21 protein-coding genes are annotated in these 22,889 nt (G+C 49.7%); 5 read left to right on the top strand and 16 right to left on the bottom strand.

Annotation, left to right across the window (positions count from 1 at the left end; genetic code table 11):
* The 5 genes from AC50Y3_RS19235 to AC50Y3_RS19255 form a co-directional block, all read right to left on the bottom strand.
* Positions 1-900 carry an aldo/keto reductase gene (locus tag AC50Y3_RS19235; protein ID WP_494820339.1) on the bottom strand — a complete coding sequence of 300 codons (900 nt, stop codon included), beginning with the start codon at positions 898-900 and terminating at the stop codon, positions 1-3.
* The gene (locus tag AC50Y3_RS19240) at positions 897-2,834 is read right to left on the bottom strand and encodes a right-handed parallel beta-helix repeat-containing protein (RefSeq protein WP_494820340.1); all 1,938 of its coding nucleotides are present in this window, start codon (positions 2,832-2,834) and stop codon (positions 897-899) included. Before AC50Y3_RS19240 ends, AC50Y3_RS19235 begins: the two co-directional genes overlap by 4 nt.
* Positions 2,835-2,943: 109 nt before the next feature.
* On the bottom strand, positions 2,944-4,731 hold the full coding sequence (locus AC50Y3_RS19245; RefSeq protein WP_494820341.1) for a type 2 periplasmic-binding domain-containing protein: 1,788 nt from the start codon (positions 4,729-4,731) through the stop codon (positions 2,944-2,946).
* Between the two features lie 45 nt (positions 4,732-4,776).
* Positions 4,777-5,673 carry a carbohydrate ABC transporter permease gene (locus tag AC50Y3_RS19250; RefSeq protein WP_494820342.1) on the bottom strand — a complete coding sequence of 299 codons (897 nt, stop codon included), beginning with the start codon at positions 5,671-5,673 and terminating at the stop codon, positions 4,777-4,779.
* Positions 5,674-5,690: 17 nt separating this feature from the next.
* Complete coding sequence (locus AC50Y3_RS19255) at positions 5,691-6,641, bottom strand: ABC transporter permease subunit (RefSeq protein ID WP_494820343.1); 951 nt, start codon at positions 6,639-6,641, stop codon at positions 5,691-5,693.
* A gap of 153 nt (positions 6,642-6,794) precedes the next feature.
* Between AC50Y3_RS19255 and AC50Y3_RS19260 the strand changes: the two genes are divergently transcribed.
* Positions 6,795-8,351 (top strand): response regulator transcription factor, encoded by a 1,557-nt coding sequence (locus tag AC50Y3_RS19260; protein WP_494820344.1) that lies wholly within the window; start codon positions 6,795-6,797, stop codon positions 8,349-8,351.
* A complete protein-coding gene (locus tag AC50Y3_RS19265) occupies positions 8,348-10,165 on the top strand; it encodes a sensor histidine kinase (RefSeq protein WP_494820345.1) in 1,818 nt (605 codons plus the stop codon). The genes AC50Y3_RS19260 and AC50Y3_RS19265 overlap by 4 nt, the downstream gene beginning before the upstream one ends.
* Positions 10,166-10,302: 137 nt before the next feature.
* Here AC50Y3_RS19265 and AC50Y3_RS19270 read toward each other — a convergent pair whose 3' ends face one another.
* Both AC50Y3_RS19270 and AC50Y3_RS19275 read right to left on the bottom strand, forming a co-directional pair.
* Positions 10,303-11,091, bottom strand: a complete 789-nt coding sequence (locus tag AC50Y3_RS19270) for a TrmH family RNA methyltransferase (RefSeq protein WP_494820384.1) — start codon at positions 11,089-11,091, stop codon at positions 10,303-10,305.
* 31 nt (positions 11,092-11,122) lie between these two features.
* Positions 11,123-11,788: a potassium channel family protein gene (locus tag AC50Y3_RS19275; protein WP_494820346.1), complete on the bottom strand. Its 666-nt coding sequence runs from the start codon at positions 11,786-11,788 to the stop codon at positions 11,123-11,125.
* Positions 11,789-11,932: 144 nt separating this feature from the next.
* Between AC50Y3_RS19275 and sspI the strand changes: the two genes are divergently transcribed.
* Complete coding sequence (gene sspI / locus AC50Y3_RS19280) at positions 11,933-12,172, top strand: small acid-soluble spore protein SspI (RefSeq protein ID WP_494820347.1); 240 nt, start codon at positions 11,933-11,935, stop codon at positions 12,170-12,172.
* On the opposite strand, the gene AC50Y3_RS19285 is transcribed toward sspI, so the two are convergent.
* The 6 genes from AC50Y3_RS19285 to AC50Y3_RS19310 all read right to left on the bottom strand — a co-directional run bounded on the left by AC50Y3_RS19285 (position 12,165) and on the right by AC50Y3_RS19310 (position 18,059).
* On the bottom strand, positions 12,165-12,629 hold the full coding sequence (locus AC50Y3_RS19285; RefSeq protein WP_494820348.1) for a DinB family protein: 465 nt from the start codon (positions 12,627-12,629) through the stop codon (positions 12,165-12,167). The two genes, sspI and AC50Y3_RS19285, sit on opposite strands and share 8 nt — an antisense overlap.
* Before the next feature lie 72 nt (positions 12,630-12,701).
* Positions 12,702-13,802 carry a Gfo/Idh/MocA family protein gene (locus AC50Y3_RS19290; RefSeq protein WP_494820349.1) on the bottom strand — a complete coding sequence of 367 codons (1,101 nt, stop codon included), beginning with the start codon at positions 13,800-13,802 and terminating at the stop codon, positions 12,702-12,704.
* Positions 13,803-13,899: 97 nt separating this feature from the next.
* Positions 13,900-14,994 carry a Gfo/Idh/MocA family protein gene (locus AC50Y3_RS19295; RefSeq protein WP_494820350.1) on the bottom strand — a complete coding sequence of 365 codons (1,095 nt, stop codon included), beginning with the start codon at positions 14,992-14,994 and terminating at the stop codon, positions 13,900-13,902.
* 85 nt (positions 14,995-15,079) lie between these two features.
* Entirely contained in the window at positions 15,080-15,715 is a 636-nt protein-coding gene (locus tag AC50Y3_RS19300) for a ThuA domain-containing protein (protein WP_494820351.1), read from the bottom strand.
* 38 nt (positions 15,716-15,753) lie between these two features.
* A complete protein-coding gene (locus tag AC50Y3_RS19305; RefSeq protein WP_494820352.1) occupies positions 15,754-16,926 on the bottom strand; it encodes a Gfo/Idh/MocA family protein in 1,173 nt (390 codons plus the stop codon).
* Between the two features lie 95 nt (positions 16,927-17,021).
* Positions 17,022-18,059, bottom strand: a complete 1,038-nt coding sequence (locus tag AC50Y3_RS19310; RefSeq protein ID WP_494820385.1) for a LacI family DNA-binding transcriptional regulator — start codon at positions 18,057-18,059, stop codon at positions 17,022-17,024.
* 124 nt (positions 18,060-18,183) lie between these two features.
* On the opposite strand from AC50Y3_RS19310, the gene AC50Y3_RS19315 reads away from it, so the two are divergent.
* Together AC50Y3_RS19315 and AC50Y3_RS19320 are read left to right on the top strand one after the other, a co-directional pair.
* On the top strand, positions 18,184-18,531 hold the full coding sequence (locus AC50Y3_RS19315) for a TM2 domain-containing protein (protein ID WP_494820353.1): 348 nt from the start codon (positions 18,184-18,186) through the stop codon (positions 18,529-18,531).
* A 21-nt stretch (positions 18,532-18,552) separates the two neighbouring features.
* Positions 18,553-18,999, top strand: coding sequence for an NINE protein (locus AC50Y3_RS19320; protein WP_494820354.1), 447 nt, complete (start codon positions 18,553-18,555; stop codon positions 18,997-18,999).
* A 54-nt stretch (positions 19,000-19,053) separates the two neighbouring features.
* On the opposite strand, the gene AC50Y3_RS19325 is transcribed toward AC50Y3_RS19320, so the two are convergent.
* Genes AC50Y3_RS19325 through zwf form a run of 3 tightly spaced genes read right to left on the bottom strand, consistent with a single transcriptional unit; the run spans position 19,054 to position 22,877 of the window.
* The gene (locus AC50Y3_RS19325; protein ID WP_494820355.1) at positions 19,054-20,640 is read right to left on the bottom strand and encodes a peptide chain release factor 3; all 1,587 of its coding nucleotides are present in this window, start codon (positions 20,638-20,640) and stop codon (positions 19,054-19,056) included.
* A gap of 18 nt (positions 20,641-20,658) precedes the next feature.
* Positions 20,659-21,288 (bottom strand): cyclase family protein, encoded by a 630-nt coding sequence (locus AC50Y3_RS19330; RefSeq protein ID WP_494820356.1) that lies wholly within the window; start codon positions 21,286-21,288, stop codon positions 20,659-20,661.
* Between the two features lie 32 nt (positions 21,289-21,320).
* A complete protein-coding gene (gene zwf, locus AC50Y3_RS19335; protein ID WP_494820357.1) occupies positions 21,321-22,877 on the bottom strand; it encodes a glucose-6-phosphate dehydrogenase in 1,557 nt (518 codons plus the stop codon).
* Positions 22,878-22,889 lie beyond the last annotated feature (12 nt).

Genomic DNA, 22,889 nt, shown 5'->3' on the forward strand with positions numbered 1-22,889 from the left:
CTAGTCAAACAATGGCTGACCTTGGAACAGATCATAGACGCGCTGAAGTTCTTCCTCTTCCAAGCCCCTCCCATCGCAGTAGGACAGGTTGGTTCGAAGAGACGTTCGCGAGGATGTTCCCGTTAATGTCACCTGAATAGCGGGATGGCTTAAACTAAACCGCATGGCCGGTTCAATAAGTCCCTTTGGCTCCGACTTGCGCAGGAATCGCAGCTGGTCGATGCGGCTTTGCGCTTTACGCGAGATTTCCTCTTCCAGAAAATGAGCGGGAGCATCGGCCAGCATGCCCAGTCCCAGAACGCTGCCGTTGATGACGCCGATACCGGTTTCCTGCGCAAGAGGCATCACTTCATCCTTAGCCGTATGGTCGATCAGCATATAACGGGTATAGAATTGAATGGCATCGAAACTGCCTGTTCTCATATAGTCCATTAGTAGAGGAAGAACACGCGTCGTTACGCCTGTGAAACGAATTTTCCCATCCTTTTTCAGCTGCTCGAGTGCAGGAACAGTTTCGTTCATAATGAGATCGACCGGTTGCGTTTCCACATCGTGCAGCTGCAGGATATCGATCCAATCGGTTTGCAGCCGCTGTAAGCTCTCTTCAACGGAGCGGATCGTGCTGTCGTAATCGTAGCGAAGATCCGAACGGACCGCTTTCGATGCGAGAATAACTTTATTTCGACGCCCAGCAAGCGCTTTGCCGATCCGGCGTTCGGATTCGCCCATGCCATACTTAGGCGCGGTATCGATAAAATTAATTCCGGAATCGATTGCCTCGTGCACGAGGCTTTGCACCTCCGCTTCATCCGTCCTTCCAAAGTCGCCTGCAAGCGGTGCACCGCCAAGGCCGAGTTTGGAGACTCTAAGGCCGGTTTGGCCGAATGTTGTATAAATCATAGCGTTACCTCTTTCGCTGCTTGATGTAAACGAGGAAGATTGCGAATACCATTAGCTTCTATTAACGCGCTGACAGGCGTTGTTTGAATTGGCTCCCAAGGGAAATCGCTCTTCAGACCGATCAAGCTCTGATTGATCGGTGTAAAACCGAGCGCCAAAGCAGGCGAGTCCGAATGAAGTCTAAAATCTCCATTCTCGGCATCCACGAAGAGCGGATCCTTGCCGAGTACGGTATGTGCATCGTGTCCATAAGCCACCTTCCAGTTCTCATAGGAGAGATAAACGGTACTTTTATCGCCCATAAGTACATCTGTTGAACCCATCGGCTCGTAAATGAGATTATGATCGAAACCCGCAATCCTCTCCGGCAGCTCACCATCATAAACAGATGTATAAACGGGATTCCCCGCAAAACCTTCGGGAAGGTGTTCAAAGCCATAAATCGCGGTTGTATTATTGTTGTAGAGGATGTTGCAGCCAAGCTTCAAACCATAAGAGACTTCGGCAAATTCTTGCATCCAGATCGCCCATGTCAAACCGTTATTCGCAATAATGTTATTAAATACCCGATTTTCAATGCCTTTCTCCATAATGCCGAAAGCATGTCCGCCGTGTATGCCATATACGATGTTATTCGTGACTGTCATGTAATCCGAGCAGTCATCCAAATAGATGCCGCCGAACCAGTTGCGCCAGTGGTTGAGATTAACAAAGTCGTGTACGCAGTTATGATCGTATACATTCCCCGTACCTACTCCCCAAGATTCAATGCCTGCTCCGTCCTCGGAGTTCGTCATCACGTTGGAGATGTCATTAAACAAGATCCGATTATTTCGGGTATAAAGAAAATCATAGCGATTGTCTCTAGTCACCGGGATCCCATAGATAGAGCCATGATTTTCGAGGACTCCGTAACGATCGCCTTTCATCGAAATGCCATATCTCGGCGCTCTCAAAATGCGATTATGAGAGATCTCGTTGTCACCGCTTTGATGAAGCTGTATACCGGAGCCTCGCGTCAGCTCGAATTTGCCGCTGTCAAAGATGAAATTGTTGGAAATGATATTGAACTTGTTGACATAAGCATCTTCTGCAGATAGAAACGGTCCTTGGTCAAAGGACCAGCCCGTTAAATAAACCCCGTTTAAACCGGAGCCTTCAATCCAGTTTCCATAAATCTCGATATGCTGTGCATGCTTGTTGAGCCATATTCCGCACACGCCGGCATTCAAGAGCTTGCAATTCACAACCATAATCGATTCCGCATTTTCCATATAAATGAGACCGTGCTTTGTTTCTTCACGCTCTGCGTTGCCGTTTACGAAATCAATGGAATCCACATAATCAAATTGTTGGATAGTATCCGTTAATTGAAGCTGCAGTCCAATAACTTGAATGTTCTTTACCGGGGTAGAAGGCGAGCTTCCAACCAGCCGGAACATATCTGTCATGGTCGGTGCGGCAATTACCGCGTTCGAGATTTCCCCGCTTCGAGGCCAATAGAACAGTTCTCCTTCTTGTGTATCTAAATGCCATTGCCCTGGGCCTGTAAGCGCGCTACTTGCGTAACGAATCCCCCATTCATCGTGTTCGATTAAGGATTGAAATGACCAATTACGACCAACCTTCGCTTTATAGACGCTAAATTTAATGTGCTCCCAGTTTGTAATTCGTTGTCCTCCGTAGAGAATCGGCGTTTCGCCCGGGTAATTGCGGTACTGAACGCTAAATCCGTTTGAACCGCTATCTCGTTCGTCAAGCACGAACTCGCTATCCAGATAATAGATGCCTCCACGTAGATAAACGACGATATCCTTCGTCATTAGGCTATTAATGGAGCGGATGCAGTCGCGCGCCTTCGCAAGCGTCGCAAAAGGTTCATGTTCCGTACCGGGATTCCAATCGCTCCCATGAACAGATACGTAATAATTCAAGTTCAACGTCTCCTTCAACCCGTTCTTAAACAGAAAGCGGCTATATTTGGAGCCCGTAGATTCCAAATATAGCCGCGGCACCCATTGCACTCATGGATAAATCAGTCTGTTATTGAACGTGATATTCTGTATATTTGGATGCTTTTGCAGATGCGGCAGCCAGCTCTGTTTGAGCCCATTGGAAGTTTTTATCCGCACCTAATTGTGTTGCCTTATCGATCAGCTCTTGCTTAAGCTCGTTGAATTGCGCGTCATTCTTCGCGTATACCATTTTCCATGACATCGTTTTGAGGATTTCACCCAGCTTCTGCTGGATAACCTTGATATCATCCGATGGAGCTCCTGCAAGTGCCACTACGCCATCGTCTTGAACAACCGTCAGATTCTTCTTGGCATAGTCGTACACATTCAACGAATTATTCGCGGTTGCCCACTCCTGCTCGGCCGACGTCAGGTTTTTCTTCACGAACTGCGACCAACCTTCATGCGTAATCGACTCGTTCGTTCTTGGATCGATGTTCCATTTATTTAGCATCAAGAAGCTTTCGTAGCCGGCTGTGGAAGGATCGTTCTTCGCCACTTTTTCCAAGTATTCAGGCGCATACTCGGCTTTGCCGTTATTGAGCGTCCATGCCTTGCCTTCGACGCCGTTCATCAGCTCAGTCGAGCCCTGTACCGTTGCGGAATAGTTCAGCAGTTGGATAATACGGTCCGCATTTTTGGAATTTTTGCCGATGCCGAATACGTAACCGCCGCCGACCGGCAATTCTGCTTGTACAAGCATTTTCGCTTCGTCTTTCGGGAACAGCGGAATCATGCCTGCCATCGGATTGGATTTGACGAGATCATTGCCGTTAAAAATTTGCGATTGCCAGCCCCACATCGTCGTAAGTACGCGGCCTTCTTTCGTTTTGCTCTCTGCATTCGGCCATTTTTGGGAGATCGAATCCGGATCAAGGATACCCTGTTGGTTCGCTTTATGGAAGAATTCCACGCCTTTCATGTAATCGCTGGAAGGATCAAATACACTCTTAAGCTGTTTGGTGGTTGGATCGTATTCCGTGAATTGCAGCGTTCCCGAGTTTGCGCTGACACCCATGTATCCCGGAATCGTAAAGTCGACCAAGCTCATACTGATGGAATCCCAATCGCTCCACAGCTGCAATGGATATACTTTCTGACCTTTGTCATTCTTCGGATATTCCGCTTGCATCGTTTTCAATGTGTTCAGCAGATCGTCAAAGGTTTTCAGTTCCGGAGATCCGGCTTTCTTGTAGAGATCATATCTGGAATAGAGAGCCATATGAAGAAGGTTCGTTGGCTGACTGACGCCGATTTGCGATGCCAAGCCATACAGCTTGCCTGATCCGTCGCTATAATTGTCTCTCATGTATTGAAGCATCGAAGGCAGATTAGTTGTGATGTCAGGACCGTACTGCGCGACCAGATCATCCAAGGACATCAGAACGCCTGCCTTGACAGCGCTTTCGAATTGCTTTTTATCCTTGAACTCGATCAGGTCCGGCATATCGCCGCTTGCCATGATTGCGGAGAGCCTTTCGTCGAATTTATCGCCGGCGAAGATATGATCGATTTTCAAGCCGAATTTCTTCTCGAAGATCTCTGTTGAAATCTCATCGCTCTGAACGCCGGAAAGACTGCTTGGCCCAATCAACGCCGAAATTTTGACCGGTTCAATCGGCGCCTTCTCCTCAGTTGAAGCCGTCGTGTTATTCGAATTCGCCGCGTTCGACATGTCGTTCGAAGCCGTATCACTCTTCGTGTTTCCCGTAACATTACCGTTATTCCCCGTGTTCGAGCTTCCACAGCCAGCCAAACTTGCAGTGAGCATCGTAGCGATTGTCACCGCCGCTAAAGCTGAAACCCTCATCTTCATTCTTGTGTGCCTCCCCATTTGTATACATGCGTCTATATTGTAGTTCTACCCTTTCACTGCACCTAGCATAATCCCTTTGGTAAAATAACGTTGCATAATAGGATAGATGCAGACAATCGGGAGAATAACAACCATGGCAATCGTCATGCTGACCGCGGTCGGTGTGAGCGTGAAATTCGAGGCTGATAGGCCCGCTCCGCCGTTAACCATAATTTTGCTGGCTAACGCATCCGCTTCCGACATGAACTTGTACAAGACAAATTGCAGCGTATTCAGCCGTGAATCTGTGATGAGAAACAAATTATCGCGCAGGTTATTCCATTGATTGACCGATTCGAATACGGCAACCGTGGCCAGAATCGGTTTGGACAGCGGTACTAAGATGCTCCAGAATACCCGAAATATACCGGCTCCGTCGATTTGCGCCGACTCCTCCAATGCGCTCGGGATGCTCTCCAGAAACGTCTTGATCAGAATGATATAGAACGGAGCAACGATGTACGGAATGATATATACGGCGAACGTATTCATCAGATGAAGGTTTTTTATGTTGATAAACCATGGAATCAAGCCTGCATTAAAGTACATCGTGACCAGCACGAACCGGTATAGAAATTTCCGCATAAACATGTGAGGCTTTGTGAACAAGAATGCAAGGAATGACGAGCCTGCGAGCGTACAAGCTGTACCGACAACCGTTTTGAGAATCGTAACCCACAGCGCCATGCCAATTCCATCAAGCTTGAGAACATGAACATAGTTCTGGACATTGAACCCCTTCGGGAAAACGACCAGCGCACCGGATGCTACCCATTTGTTATCGCTCACCGTAAGGACGAAGATGTAATACAAGGGAAAAATACAAAGCAGCGCGAACAGGATAAACGCCGTACTATTGATGAAGCTGAAGCTGAAGCTCCCGAATGATGCCTTTTGTTTCATGATGGGCAATCCCCTCTTTAAATGATTCCTTCTCCGCGAACCTTCTTCGAGGCAAAATTCACCGAGAACAAGAGCGCAATGCTGACAACCGACTTCAAAATGCCGACCGCCGTGGCAAACGAATAATTATAGCCTGACATGCCGTTTCGTATGCCGACATTGTACACATAGAGATCGAGCACCTCGATGGAATCGGTGTTCAGTGCGTTCTGGAAAACCAAGTACTGATCGAGGCCGTTATTCAAGAAGTTGGCTATGCTAAGCATCATCAATACGAAGAAGGTAGGCATCAAATGCGGTATCGTGATGGACCACATGATCCGGAACCTCCCGGCGCCGTCGATCCTGGCCGCTTCATACAGCTCGTTGTCAATCGACGTTACGGCGGCAATGTAAATAATGGCTGTCCAACCTATCGTTTTCCAAGCCAAGTACGCCGTTTGAGTCAACCAGACATGGCTCGAACTAACCAAGAAGCTGATCGGATCTTCAATGATATGGAGCTGTATCAGCAGCTTGTTGATAAAGCCGTCTGATTCCGAGAACATAGAGAATGCGAACGCATACACCAACGGCCAGCTTAGGAAATTCGGAAGCGTCGTCAACGTTTGAATAGCTTTCTTCAGCGGCTCAAACTTCATCTCCACGAGGAATAACGCGAATATTAGCGGCAATACTTGAACGAGCAAGCTTAAGAAACTAATGCTTAGCGTATTCGACATAATCCGCTTCACTTCGTCGACTGTGATCGGATCGCTTAAAATCATTTTGAAGAAGAAGAACCCTTTGAACTCCGAATCGAATAACTTATGGCCGAGCTTGTAATCGAAGAACGCGTACATCCATCCGTACAGAGGCAGGTAGCTGAAGACAAATACCAGCGCTATGAATGGCAAAGCCATATAAAACAGTTTCTTGCCTTCCTTCTCGGAAACGGTTACAGTTTTACTGCTTGCTGTGCTGCTCATGGTTGAGTGTCACCTCCCTTGACACTAATGGTAACGGAGGTGGAGGATGACGCTCAATTGTCAAAACTCTCAATCGAACTGTCAAAACTCTAGAGCCTTTTCACACGATCATCAATTGTGCTATCTTAGATGCTAACTGGAGGGACCTGCCACATGTATAACGTGCTGATCGTAGATGATGAACCGATCGTAGTCGAAGCATTGAGGAAATCGACCGTTTGGGATGATTTTGGCCTTGAAGTAATTGGGGACGCTTACAACGGAATTGAAGCCCTTGCGTTGATAGAGAAACACCAAGTCCATCTTCTGATTACGGATGTTCGTATGCCGCAAATGGATGGAATCGAACTCATTCGCAGCATCCATCAACGCGGATGGGACATCAGGATTCTTATCCTGAGCGGCCATGACGATTTCTTATATGTGAAGCAGGCCGTCAAGCTTGGTGTCGAGAATTACATGCTGAAACCGCTGGATAAGAACGAATTCGTTGCAAGCATCTCAGCGATAGTCGAGAAACTGCAGGATACCACGAATCGTCAGATCGGACTTGCCGAACAGTTGAATGCATTTCGCGAGAACCTCCTGCTTCGATGGGTGACAGGTTCAATCTCAAGAGCCGAATTGCAAGAGAAATCACAAATCGCTCAAATCGAGCTAAATCTCGATTGTTTTCGCATTGCGTTAATTAAAGTACTGAGCGGCGAAGATAACGCGCAGAAGCACAGGGTTGCCTTAATGATCCGCGATCAACTGGCTCAATGGTTTAACCACGAAACGCTGCGTTTGTCTTTCTGTGACTCTTCTCACGACGTGGTTACCATATTCTCTGAACCCACTGAAACAAGCGACGGCGCTCCCCTTCTTGGCCAGCTAAAACTATTTCTTTCCGAGATTAAAGCTCGAAATGACCTCCAAATCTTAATCACGATCGGGCAACGGACAACCGATCTGCTTGGCGCAGATTTCAGCTATCAGTCCGCCAAAGAGCTGCAAGGCTACAGTTTTCTATTGCCTCCGAACAGTCTGATCGATTCCGACGATGATACGAAGAACCACTCCGGACTAGAACAGATCCCGAGCCTTCCTTACGAAACCATCAATAACCTGATTTTGGCCGGAAGGAAAGAAGAGTGTCTGGCATTGACGCGGGCCGCGTTAGGAGGTCTGCAAGACGCATCGTATCTCCCGCTTTCACAGCTCAAGAATGAGCTGCTTGAGCTGCTGTTTCAAATCGCCAACACCGTGAAAAAGTCCGTTGTTAATCCGCAGCATGTTCCGGATCAGTTCAAGCATCTTTACCTTCGATTCGAGTCTTCTACCCGATTCGATGATCTAGCTAAGCTTGTATATGACACTGTTGCCCTCGCTTCGGATCTCTTCGGCGATAAGAGCGGCACTGCCAACGCGACGATAAAACCGATCTTGGACTATGTCTTGCAGCACTCCAATCAAGATTTATCGCTAAAGACGTTGTCCTATAAATTCAATATTAATGCGTCTTATTTGGGTCAGCTGTTCCGGAAAGAAACCGGGATCTTGTTCAGCAGCTACCTGAACCATCTGCGAATCGAGAAGGCCAAGGAACTGCTGTTGCAAACCGACATGAAAATGACGGACATAGCAGCCAAAGTCGGTTACTTGGAACCCAGCCATTTTTATAAAATTTTCAAAAAGGCGACCGGTGTGTCACCGGCAGAATTCAAATGAAAAAACGGATACGTATCAAGCTGTTTACCCGAATCCTGCTGCTCTATATTCTGGTTCTATCCGTTGCGCTCTATATTTTCACAGGGTATGTGTCCAGAAACTCCTACGCATTGCTGAAGGAAGGACAAATCGGAATCCATCAGCAAATTATCGCAGCACTGCAGAATACGATGAACGACCGTACAAAAACGATTAAAGACATCCTGCTCAAAATATACGATGACGAACAGTTATTTGCTTATATCATGAGTATGATGGACGTTACAGACCAGTCAGAATCTGTGCCCTTAGACTCCTATGAGAGAAAGAACATGGCTTACAAACTCGAAGACCTATTAAGCCTTGACCCTAACATTAACAACCTCATCTTCTATAACAGCCATTCGCAGAAGGCTTATTTGTACATGTATGATTTGGACTATGCCTTCTTTGACCATACGGAAGCGATCCTGCAGAACATTCCCCGTTTACGGGATGCGTCACAGGAAAGCTTTATCATTCCTGCCCATCCGGGGGAATATGTGGCCTCCCAAGCATCCAAGAACTACTTTGACGTCGCCAGTAACTTTTACTACCCGAGCTCCAGTCTCTTTCTTGGCCGTTTCATCGTAGAATTCAGGATGGACGATCTGCAATATACCATCAATCAGTTCGGCAAAGACATGAAAGGCTATCTGCTTGTGTTAACGAGGGATGGAGAGGTTGTGTTCGACTCGTCTTCGACCTATTACGGGCGAAAATATCCCTACTTCGAGCAGCTCCGCCAATCGTCGGATTCCGTGATGTTGGCCGAGGACAGCATTGTCAGAATGTCCAGCTCCGATAAAGACCCTTTTATCTATGCTGCCGTATTGCCCAAGTCAGCATTGAAGAAGCAGCTGAATATTTTTAACAACTCCACTTATATCGCAGCCATCATTCTGTTGCTCTTCATCTTCTCGGTTTATTTTCTTGTGACTAGCATCATATCCAAGCGGGTTAACCGGATCGTCAAAGCGATGAGCAAGACGGTTGAAAGCAATTTGGCTTACCGAATCCCTTTAAACAATAAAGATAATGAATTCGAACAAATCGCCATCCATTTCAACAAAATGTGCGACAGCCTGCAAGACCATATTAATAAGTCTTACGTCTACGAGCTGCAGCAAAAAATCGCGGAGATGAAAATTCTCGAGAACCAGATCAATCCGCATTTCTTGTACAATTCGTTAGAAGCGATACGAGCAAGACTGGAGATCGACGGGAACGACGAAGGCGGAGAAATGATTCAATCGCTCGCTGCTCTCTTCCGGGCATCGCTCAAAGCGGATTCGGTCGTCACTTTAGCCGAAGAAATCGACTTATGCAACATGTACCTCACAATATTCAATGCGAGATATCAAAACTTCTTTCACTACCAGATCGAAGTCGAACCGTCGATTATGGGGTACGGCATCATTAAATTGATTCTCCAGCCGCTTATCGAGAATTACCTCATACACGGCTTCGACCGTAAGCGTCAGAACAATCTGCTTACGATCCAGGGTTATAGGAATGAGAATGATCTCCGTATCACAATAGTCGATAACGGAAGCGGCATTGGACCGGAGAAATTGAATGAAATCAGGCAAAAACTGACACGCTCATCCCAATCCTCTGATAGAGGAAGCATAGGATTGTACAACGTTAACGAGCGGATCAAGCTTTTGTTTGGAGTGGCCTACGGTTTGGAAATTGAGAGCTCCGAGCTCATAGGAACGACGATTATCGTACGAATCCCTTGCAGACAACCGCATGAGATCAAAGCGGCCGAGCTCGAGATTGGCAACGTTTAATTAGTCAAGGCAACACCAAGAAGGCCACTCCTTATCCATGATAAGGAGTGGCCTTCTTGGTGTTTTTACGCTATGCCAAACAATGTTACAACTAGTGCCAAAATGAATTACAACTCACAATTAATAAGCAGCGCAACCTACTCCACATACCGCCGCTGCCTCAGCGCCTCATACAACAGAATCGTACTCGCCATCGCCACATTAAGCGACTCCGAATGACCATACATCGGGATGATGATGCTCGTATCCACTTGCCCCAGTACGTCCGCTGATAATCCTTGCGATTCGCTGCCCATCAGCAGCCAAGTTGGCCCGCTCCAGTTATAGCCGTAACAGGTAGCCGAAGCTTGCAAGCTTGTCCCGACAAGGGAAATTCCGTGCTTCTTAGCCTCCGGCAACAGCTCGCTGAGATTCCCTTCGATGACCGGAAGATGGAACAACGAGCCCATCGTAGAACGCACCGTCTTCGGATTGTAGAGATCGACGCAGCCTTGTCCGAGCACCACTGCATGTGCGCCGACCGCGTCCGCGCTTCGGATGATCGTGCCTACATTTCCGGGATCGCGCACGCCATCCAGCACGACAACCAGCGAGTCCTGCTGATACAGCTTGGACACATCCGCATAAGGCTTCGCAGCCACACCGAATACCGGCGGCGGAGAGTCCGTGCCCGTACATTTGGCCATAACAGCCGGAGTAGCTTCAATCAGCTCGCAATCGGTTTGGCTGAGCAGCGTACGGAGCTCGCCCGGTACACCGCGTTCCATATCGATCACGATGGTTTCCACATCGGCACCGGCTAGCAGCGCCTCCTGCACCAAATGGACCCCCTCGATAATGAAGCGGCCCGAACGGTCCCGGTGCTTCTTCTCCAGCAAGGCAGCCATCGCTTTCACTTTCTCATTTTGCACTGAAGTAATGCTCATCATTCGTTTATTGTTCGTTTGCACGCTAGTATCAGCCTTCCGCATAATCAAGCTCTAATTCAGATAAATGTTCACTCTTGCCCACTATAACCAGCACATCGTCCGCTTTAATAACATCCTCCGCATAAGGAGAAATATTGAGCTCGCTCCCTGTCTTGATCGCGAGTACATTACATTTGTATTTGGCGCGAATATCAAGCTGCTTCAAGTTTTTGCCGACGGCGAAGGCTGGAGTCTTGATCTCGACGATGCTGTAATCCTTAGACAGCTCTATGTACTCCAGGATGTTGGGGGAGATCAAATGATGGGCAACACGCATGCCCATATCCCGCTCGGGAAATACGACTTTGTCCGCACCGATCTTCGTCAGCACCTTGCCATGCAGCTCGCTTTGCGCTTTCACGATCAGCTGTGGAACGCCAAATTCCTTCAAAATAAGCGTCGTTAGAATGCTCGCTTGAATGTCTGCGCCAATCGCCACAACGACAACATCGAAGTTACGCAACCCGAGTGAGCGCATCGTATCTTCATCCGTGGAATCCGCAGCAACGGCATGCGTCACCCAATTGGACACGTCTTCGATTTTCTGCTCATTCGAATCGATCGCCAGTACGTCAAACCCAAGCTTTGACAGCGATTGAGCGACGCTTGTACCAAACCGCCCCATGCCAATTACCGCGTACTGCTTATTCGGCAAGACTTCCATCTCCCTTGAAGCAATTTGAGCTTATTATAGCACAATTTCCTTATATATCCGAACGCCTCGCGTCATCATCCGGCATGAAATCAAGGCCATAAGGAGATATTAAACCTCGAATCTGTATGTGATGGAGGGATCAGATTGAACAATCTTGATTTGCGGCAGGCAATCGTTCGTCGGGTAGAAAATTTAACAGGGGAAGAATTGACCGACGTCATTGAAGGCTCCATCGGAAGCGATGAGAAAGCACTCCCTGGACTTGGAGTACTGTTCGAAATGATTTGGAAAAACAGCGGCGAAAGTGACCGCAACCGCATGGTGCAGGTGCTCTACGACGAGCTCCATCCTGCGGCGGAAACGGCATCCCCGAGTCCTAGCTGACGACTCCGTTCCCGAATATTTGCTGTAAATGATGCTCCATATGATCGACATAATCATCGATCAGCCACTCTAATGTGACCGCAGCTCCACTTGGAAACTGTCCTGTACGTGCTAAGCTTGATGACGATAAGCCTGTTATGACTCGCAAGACGGATTGATTAAGGCTCACCCATAACGAAAGTACATCTTCCGGGGGAGCATCAACATATCGCTGAACCTTCACCCAATTCTCTTGGTCGTAGGGAACGATGACCGGTATTGCTTCAGTATGCCCATCGATTTGAACAAATCGGCATAAATTATGGATGGATGAATCGCATAGATGCCCCAGCAGCTGTAGGCGCGACCATTTTCCTTCCGAAAGGGGCTGCACGATTTCGTTACGATCAAGTGATCGGAATCGTTGTGGTACGGAAACCAGCATAGCTTCCATGCTGCGAATGGCATTCGAGATCATTAGCGACCCTCCTATAGATAGAAAAATGACATTCAAACCAAGACGCGGTTTGAATGTCTTTTTCTGTGTATCTTATACGACAGCTGTATCGCTTTCAAGCGCAGGCATCGGCTCCGGACGGTCGCAGGTGCTCTCCATCACGTAGTGTTTGCCGTCACGGGATGCATCATGGAAACCATGCATCGCTTCAAGAACATGATAAGCCATTGCCCCATTAGCGCGGTGTTGACCGCCTTCAACAATCGCACGAGCCATATCCGCTACGCCGATGCCGCGGTTATTATCGGTATTGCCATGCGTGAACGGAACCTCTTCCCAATCTCCGCCAAGGCGGCGCAGCTTAATTGTACCGCCGAACATATTCGGGTCCGGAACAAGCAAGGAGCCTTCGCTTCCATGGATCTCAATGTTCGGAAGCGATGTGCCGGCTTTCGTATCGAAGCTCGTAATCAGCGTGCCAACAGCTCCGCTTTGGAAGTCGATTACGCCTGCAATATGCGTTGGCGTCTCTACTTTCATCACTTTGCCATTCTTCTTCTCACTCGTGATCGTACGCTCGGGATACGAAATGACTGCCGAACCTGTCACGCGGCGGAACGGACCCAACAGCGCGATGTAAGCTGTCAAATAGTAAGGCCCCATATCAAACATCGGGCCGCCGCCAGCTTCATAGAAGAACTCCGGATCCGGATGCCAGCCCTCTGGTCCTCCGCCAAGCATGAATCCGGTTACGGAGATCGGAGTGCCGATTGCACCGTCGTCAATCAGCTTCCGGCAGGTTTGAATGCCGCCGCCAAGGAATGTCTCGGGTGCGCTTGCTACACGAAGGCCTTTCGATTCCGCCAGTGCAAGCACCTTCTTGCCTTCTTCACGTGTAACCGCCAGCGGCTTCTCTACATAAACATGCTTTCCAGCTTCCAGCGCTTGCAAGCAAACCGATGCATGTGCTTTCGGAATCGTTAGATTCACGACAATCTCAATCTCCGGATCTGCAAGCAGCTCCTCTACCGTATAAGCTTTAGAGAGACCGAATTCCTCCGCACGCATCTTCGCGCGCTCCAAATCGATATCTGCCGCAGCAACAAGATCAATCTCGGGGTATTTCTTTAAATTCGTAAAATAGATTTGGCTGATATTGCCGCAGCCCACAATGCCGACTTTCACTGGTCTCATGAACGAATCTCCTTTTATGTAACCTAAATAATAAGTTTGAAAATGATCAGCCTACCCGAGCGAGCGGGCAGGCTGCGTGTCTCATTCCATATTATCGTTATTGGGACTGTGCTTCAAGTGCCGGCATCGGCTCAGGACGCGCACAAGTGCTCTCCATGACATAATGCTTCCCGTCGCGCGAAGCATCGTGAATGCCGTGCATCGCTTCGAGCACATGGTACGCCATTGTGCCGTTAGCACGGTGCTCGCCGCCTTCGCGAATTGCGCGAGCCATATCCGCTACGCCAATTCCGCGATTGTTGTCGATGTGGCCATGTGTCAGCTCGATCTCTTCCCATTCTCCGCCAGCACGGCGAAGCTTCACTTTGCCTCCGAAGCCGTTCGGATCCGGAACAATCAGCGACCCTTTGCTGCCGTGAATCTCGATGTTCGGCAGCGATGTGCCTCCCGGTGCATCGAAGCTCGTGAGCAACGTACCGATTGCCCCATTCTCGAAATCGAGAACGCCTGTAATATTAGTCGGCGTTTCCACTTGAATAAGCTTGCCGCGTTTCTTCTCGCTTGTGATTGTCCGCTCAGCATGCGTAATCCGTGCCGAACCGGTAACGCGGCGAATAGGTCCAAGCAACGTAACGAATGCGGTTAAGTAGTAAGGTCCCATATCGAACATCGGGCCGCCGCCGATTTCATAGTAGAACTCCGGATCCGGATGCCAGCTCTCGTGACCGCCGCAGAGCATGAAGCCCGTTGCGGATACCGGCGTACCAATGGCGCCTTCGTCAATAAGCTTCCGGCAAGTTTGAATGCCGCCGCCAAGGAACGTCTCCGGCGCGCTTGCGACACGCAGGCCTTTCTTCTCCGCCAGCTCAAGCACTTGTTTGCCTTCTTCGCGAGTAACTACGATCGGCTTCTCCACATATACATGTTTGCCGGCTTCGAGCGCCTGCAAGCAAACAGAAGCATGTGCCTTCGGAATCGTCAAGTTAACGACGATTTCGATTTCCGGATCTGCGAGCAACTGCTCTACCGTGTAAGCTTTGCTCAAGTTGAATTCAGCGGCACGTGCTTTAGCACGCTCAATATCGATATCCGCCGCCGCGACAAGATCCACCTGAGGGTACTTCTTCAAGTTTGTAAAATAGACATGGCTGATATTACCGCAGCCGATAATACCGACTTTGACTGGTTTCATGAAACGCCATTCCTCCCGCAAAATAAATTTCAAATAAGCTATGAAAAGTGCATCGCTTTATACGACTTCTCCCAATAAAACTCTCTTACGCTTCCTGACTGCGAGCGGCCCACAGGAATCCGCGGCGCATCAATTCAAGCGTTTGCGGCATCGCCACGATGTTGGCTTGATGACCCAGTGAATTGTAGTACACGCGGCCTTCGCCCCATGACTTCGTCCAAACAATCGGCATTTTCACATCGCCGAACGACGTCGTGGCATGTACCTCATTGGCCGGGTCTACATGCATGTAGTACTTCTCGGTGCACACTTCAAAATCGCCGATGCCGCTTGTAAGCGGATTGTCCTCGCGAACCATATTCACGTCGTACACAACGCCGTCATTGCCCGGATGAGCGACCCACTGACCGCCAACCATGAACTGATAATCGACATCGTTGCGGAAGGAGTCGCCCATGCCGCCATGGCAGCCCGCGATGCCGCAGCCCGCACGTACGGTATCGAGCAGCGGACGCAGCTGCTCCTGCGTAATCGAGCCCATCGTCCATACAGGTACGATTAGATCCAGCTGCGCCATGAGCTCCGCATCCTTATAGGCGTCAAGCGTGTCCGAAACGGTGACTTCGAACCCTTCTTTATTCAACAAATCAGCAAAAATACCCGCTACTTCCTCCGGCTGATGTCCATCCCAGCCGCCCCAAACGATTAATGCTTTTCTCATGCTTCCCATCCTCTGCTCCAATAGTTAGTCCGTTTTCTTTATCTTAATTCTGAAATCGCTACCCAACGGCGTTCCGCGATCGACTTATCGACAGCCTCCAGAACGGCTTGGCATTCTACGCCGTCTACGAAGTTCGGAACAGGCTGACGATCTTCAGCCAGTGCCAGCATAAACTCGTGTATCTCATGCGTGAATGTGTGCTCGTAACCGATCGTATGTCCAGCCGGCCACCATGCTTCACTGTAGGCGTGAGGTGCATCCGTTGCAATAACGCGGCGGAAGCCTTGGACATCCGCAGCATCGTCCGTAAAGTACACTTCCAGTTCATTCACGCGCTCAAAATCAAACTTGATGCTGCCTTTGCTGCCGTTGATTTCGAACGAGTTCGTGCAACGGTGCCCCGGCGCGAAGCGCGTCGCTTCGATGCTGCCAAGAGCTCCATTGGCAAAACGGGCTAGGAACAAGGTCGCGTCATCTACAGTTACCTGTCCGCGAGGCGCATCTTTCTCACCTTTGGCACTAAGGCCGCTAAGGCCGATCGTAGCCGTTGGCAGCGGGCGCTCCTTCACGAATGTTTCGCTCATCCCGATCACTTCTTGGAATTCGCCGACGAGGAACCGAGCCATGTCGATGACATGCGCGCCGAGGTCGCCATGCGAGCCGGAACCGGCAATTTCCTTCTGCAAGCGCCATACGAGCGGGAACTGCGGATCTACGATCCAATCCTGCAGGAAGAATCCGCGGAAATGATAGATTTCACCGATACGGCCATCGGAAACCAGCTTCTTCGCCAGCTGCACAGCCGGCGCAAACCGGTAGTTAAAGCCAACCATATGCTTCACGCCGGCTTTCTCAGCAGCATTGAGCATCTCGATCGAATCCGCTAGATTTAGCGCCAATGGCTTCTCGCAGAAAATATGCTTGCCCGCTTCAGCAGCAGCAATCGCAATCTCCTTATGTGCGTCGCTCGGTGCATTGATATCGATCAAATCGATATCATCGCGCGTAACCAGCTTACGCCAGTCTGTCTCTGCGCTTTCCCAGCCAAACTGCTCGCGAGCATGCTCTAAGCCAACTGCATCCCGGCCGCAAATAACAGCCATTTGCGGGCGAGTTACTTTAGGGAAGAACATCGGAAGTGCTCTATAAGCATTGCTGTGGGCTTTACCCATAAATTTGTAACCAATCATACCTACTCTAATTGTGCTCATCGTTTTGTTCCGCCTCTCATAGAATTAGGTTAGCGATACTGTGAAACTTCCTCAAGTATTAAGCGTGAAACCGATAGGTTCCCCTATGTATCACGTTAGGTTGTCGTCGTTCTCGTTGTCTTGGAGGAAGCCCTTTCAATCAACTTTACGGGCAGCTTAACTTCAAAAGGGGACGATGGTTCGGTCTCCGTCATCATGTCCAGAAGACGGGATGCCGCCTCGCAGCCAACTTCGTAGAACGGAACACGAATGGATGTTAGCGGCGGCTCTGTCATCCGCGAGACATCGGAATCGTCGCAGCCAACAAGCGCAACGTCCTCTCCTACGCGTATGCCAAGCTCCTTCAGTCCTTGCATGAGCCCGATCGCCATACGGTCGTTCGCGGCAATCACCGCATCGACATCGCCGCTGCGGATGAGCTCCGCTACCTGTGCAGCCTGCTGATAGCCGCTTTTGCGGCTATAATTCCCGATCAGCACATGCTCGGCTTGGAATTGCACCTGCGCCTCAACGAGCGCTTGCTGGAAACCCTTCAATCGATCCAGACTGTTCGAGTATTCTGCCGGGCCATTCAGAAAACAGATCTTCCGAAAGCCTTGCTGCAGCAGATGTCTGGCCGCATGCCGGCTTCCCATTCGCTGATCGGCATCCACCGTGTTGAAGGCTTCTCCCTCAAAGCGCTGATTAACGAGGCAGAAGGGATGATCCCCTTCCTTGAGCTCGGCAAGCGCCTCACGTTCCGTCGGCACATCTTGAGCGCCTAATATAATGCACCCGTCAATCTTCTGCGTCCGAAACAGATTCGCATAGTCCCGCGGCTCGTCAGCTTCCCGAAACAAGAGCAGCAAATCATAACCGCGCTGCTTGGCAGTAACCCCGATCCCGCTTAATACTTCGGAGAAGTAATAAGTCGAGAAGAGATTCACCTTAGGCAATAACGGCAAAATAACGCCAAGATTACCGCTTCTGCGCAGCGCAAACCGCTGTGCAAGCGCACTCGGCACATACCCAAGCTGCTTGGCGGCATCCACGACCCGCTTCGCCGTCTCATCCTTTACTGTCCCGGCGCCGTTTAGCACACGCGATACCGTCGCTTCCGACACTCCTGCTAATTCAGCGACTTTTTTACGGATAAGTCCTTCCTCCCATCCAAGTTAATTATCGAATGTACACGCGTACATTTTCTCATGCAAGCGGTTACCTGTCAATCCTTTTAGCGCTTATTTTAACATTTTATTACAAGGGAGACCTGCATCGATGATAACGTACAACATCGCCCAAAAGAGTCAATTAGACGCTCGCGAGCTGATTTTGCTAGATCAAGAAGTGAGAAATCAAGGCAAAAACATGCTTGTCGCCTATATACTATGGTTCTTCCTAGGGAGCTTCGGCGCCCATCGCTTCTACATGAAGAAGACGGGTTCAGCCATTGCACAGCTTATCCTAACCATTACGGTTATCGGATACATCGTTTCGGCAATTTGGGTCTTAATCGATGCCTTTCTGCTGCATGGTATGGTGAAAGAAGAGAATCAACGCGTCGAGGGTCAAATTATAGATGAGCTGCTCGGACAGAAGCATTTCAACAATGCGATGAGACGTTAAGCAAAGGAGAAGGAGAAGCGCATGCTGACCAAACATGACTTGACCTTAAATGAGCTGCTTATCCTAAACTCAGAACTACGCGGTGCCGAGAAATCCACTGCAGTCGCCTATCTGATGCTGCTCGGCGGTCATCTTGGCCTGCATCGCTTCTATCTGAAACGTGTAGGTTCAGGTATTGCGCAGCTTCTCCTCTTCATTGCCGCAATACTCTTCTACATCGTAGGCACTGTTTCTTCAGCCGTTACCACTGCATTCTCCGCTGCATCCACTTTCACCATTTTAGCGATCGTCCTATGCATCCTTTCAGGAGCCTCCCTATTTGTCTGGGTAATCGTAGATCTGTTCCAGCTCCCTGGGATGATTCGTTCCTATAATGAAGATGTGAAGCAGCAAATTCTGGCCGCCATCGAGCATCATCGCCGAATGGAGCAGCTGGCAGGCAGACCTATCCCCGATTTGATCGACTGACGCAAAAAGACCTCAACACCGTTAGCGAACTAACGGGATTGAGGTCTTTTCCTATTAAGGAGCCATCTCCAAGAACTTGGAGGTTGGGTTCTTATCCATTGCGGTACGCATCGCATATTCATTCTCGAACAGCGCTACGTAGTTGTCTTTCTTATCCTTCACCAGTGTGGAATTAATCCGGTACTTGGAAGGATCAATCTTATCATCGACAATCCAGCGGGCAAACTGGAACTGCATCCGGTGCAGCTGAATTTCGACGCCATATTCCGAACGCATCCGATGCTCGAACACCTCGAATTGCAGCTGTCCGACAACGCCGAGAATGGTTTCATCGAAGTTGCCAGTAGAATGGAACACTTGAATCGTTCCTTCTTCAGTCAGCTGATCGATCCCCTTCTGGTATTGCTTATGCTTAAGCGCGTTCTTCACGGTAACTTTCGCAAACAGCTCCGGCGAGAAGGTTGGCAGCTCGTCGAATACGACATCGCCGCCTTGTGACAAGGAATCTCCGATTCGGAAGATACCCGGATCGAACAAACCGATAATATCACCCGGATAAGCATTTTCTACGATATCCCGATCCTGCGCCAGAAATTGCTGCGGCTGCGCAAGCTTGATATCCTTGCCGTTACGCACATGGCGGACACTCATGCCCCGTTCGAAACGGCCGGAGCAAATGCGTAGAAACGCAATCCGGTCGCGATGGGCCGGGTTCATGTTCGCTTGGATTTTGAAGACATAACCTGTAAACTTCTCGCTCATCGGATCGACCGGCCCGCTCGTGCTCTGACGCGGCGTCGGTGATGGAGCAAGCTGCAGGAAGTTCTCCAAGAACGTCTGCACGCCGAAGTTGTTAACCGCACTTCCGAAGAAAAGCGGCGTCAATTCGCCTGCACGGACTTTCTCGTAATCGAACTGATCCCCAGCGACATCAAGCAGCTCAAGGTCTTGAATCAATTGATCCGTCAAGAAGTCGCCCGCCATCTCGCGGATATGAGGATCGTTATAATCCTTTACCTTCACGACTTCGATCGTGGAATGATCATTCCCTTGGAACAGCTCAACTTGGTTCTTCATCCGGTCGTAGACGCCGCAGAGCTCGCGTCCCATGCCGATTGGCCAGTTCATCGGAACCGCCCGAATACCAAGCACGCGCTCAAGCTCTTCCATTAATTCAAATGGACTTTGTCCTTCGCGGTCGAGCTTGTTAATGAAGGTGAAGATGGGAATGCCTCGCTTGCTGCACACTTGGAACAGTTTAATCGTCTGTGCCTCGACGCCTTTCGCGACGTCGATAAGCATGACGGCGCTGTCGGCTGCAGTCAGCGTACGGTACGTATCTTCACTGAAATCTTGGTGACCCGGTGTATCGAGAATGTTCACGCGATGACCGCTATAGTCGAACTGCATGACGGAAGACGTAACGGAGATTCCCCGCTGCTTCTCGATTTCCATCCAGTCGCTCGTCGCATGGCGGCTTGCTTTACGCGCTTTTACCGTACCGGCTTCACGAATGGCTCCTCCGAATAGAAGGAGCTTCTCCGTTAGTGTCGTTTTTCCCGCATCGGGGTGAGAAATGATGGCGAATGTACGCCTTTTCTCAACTTCTTGTTTAATCTCATCGGTCATTGTTTTACTCATGATAGTTCCCTTCGTCCTTTACATGCCGCCGATCAAGAAAGCCCGGGCAGGAGCTGCGTCCAGCCCCGTAAGCTTAAGCGGCGCAATGGCCATAAAATAGTTGCCGGCAGCGACATCCTTCAGCCGCAATCCTTCTACAATAATAATATTATTGCGGAACAGAGAGCGGTGCGTCGGATATTCCGGCTGTGCGCGCTCGATGCCAAGTGCATCCGTACCCAAACCGCGGATACCGAGCTCCACTAAATAACGAGCGCCGTCTTCGCGCAGGAAGACAAAGTTGAAATCAAATGCTTCCGAGAACGAATTGCGAGTCTTGAACAAAACCCACTCATTACGCTGCAGGTGAAGCGGCTCCAAATCTGCACGTGTGATGCATTCCTCGCAATGCGTCAGATCGACAACGCGAGCATAGCCTATGAGCTGCTCCAGACCGATCGTTTCAATCGTCTCGCCATCCTTCAGCATATGCAGAGGTGCATCCACGTGCGTACCGCAGTGAACATCCATATCAAGACGGGATTCGTATACAGCCTGCCCGTTGTCATGGTTAGACACATTCGTGATGATCGGAATCTTGATTTCTTTATTCTTATACACTTGCATCGATGGATCGATTGTCATCGAAATATCGTAAATTTTGAACATCGTCAAAGTCTCCTATGTCGTCCTGCATGCAATCATTTAGGTCCGCCAGAGATCCAAATTACGTTATCCTCAGCTTGACCGTTTACCGGCCACCAGTGGAAGCCATCTTGGGCAAGGAGTTCATCCGTGCGAGCAGGTCCCCATGAGCCTGCAGGATAGAGCTGCAGATCAGCGCTGTCTTCACGCCATGCTTCAGCGATCCGATCCACGAAGGACCATGCCTGCGCAACCTCGTCCCAACGCGTGAAGTAGGTGGATTCGCCGCGAGCCGCGTCATAGATAAGGCGCTCATAAGCTTCCGGCGTATTGATGCCGATCATGCAGCTCTGGCAGAACTCCATCGAAACCGGCTGTACGACATTGTCGACGCCCGGCTTTTTCGCATTGATTTTGATATAAATGCCTTCCATCGGATTCACGCGGATGACAAGCAGGTTTGGCGCCAGATCATGACGACGCGCGAATAAGATATTGTCGGGCACATTCTTAAACTCGATAACAACCTCAGTTGTTTTGACCGGAAGGCGCTTACCCGTACGAATATAGAACGGAACACCTGCCCAGCGGAAATTATCGAGGAACACGCGAGCGGCAAAATACGTCTCCGTCGTCGACTCCGGATTGACGGAATCCTCTTGGCGATAGCCGCTAAGCGGTTTGTCTTTCGCCGAACCCTCATCATATTGACCGCGAATGACATGCTGACTCACTTCGCCAGCGGAAGCGAACGGACGCAGCGAACGCAGTGCTTTCACTTTCTCGTCGCGAATATCCTCCGGATGCAGCCTGCTTGGCGGCTCCATTGCAATCATCGCCAGCATTTGCATCATATGGTTCTGAACCATATCCCGCAATGCGCCGGATTTATCGTAATAACCGCCGCGCTCTTCAACGCCTACTGTCTCGGAGAGGGTGATTTGTACATTAGCGATATGCTTATTGTTCCACAATGGCTCAAAAAATGCGTTGGAGAAACGAAGCACCTCAATGTTTTGCACCATTTCCTTGCCCAAGTAGTGATCGATCCGGTAGATTTCCTCTTCCTTGAACACTTGGCTAAGCTGGCTGTTCAGCTTACGCGCCGATTCGAGATCATAGCCGAACGGCTTCTCGATAACAAGACGGTTCCAGCCGGGTGATTCCAGCAAGCCGCCATCACGCAGGTTGAAAGACACAGGCCCGAACAAATTCGGTGCCAGCGCCAAGTAGAACAATCGGTTGCCCGGAATTTTGAATTTCTCATCCAGCCCTTGCGACAAGCGGGCCAGCTCCCGGAATCCATCTACATTATTAATGTCGAGGGACATATATACAAAATGCTCGGCGAACCGGTTCCAAAGCTCGGCATCATCCGATTTGTAACGTGAAAACTCGCTGATCGATTCGTACACGTCAGCTCTGAACTGCTCATTCGTCCGCGGTCTGCGTGCAAGTCCTACTACGGCGAAATCCTCGGCCAGCTTGCCTTCTTTATATAAGCTGAATAGCGCAGGAAATAGTTTCCTACGCGCCAAATCTCCTGTAGCTCCGAATAAATAATAAACCGCACCCTCTGCGGCAACTGATTCATGTTTGCTCACTTCGGTCATTTCCCTCATTCT

It is taken from the genome of Paenibacillus sp. J22R98, assembly GCF_059383835.1.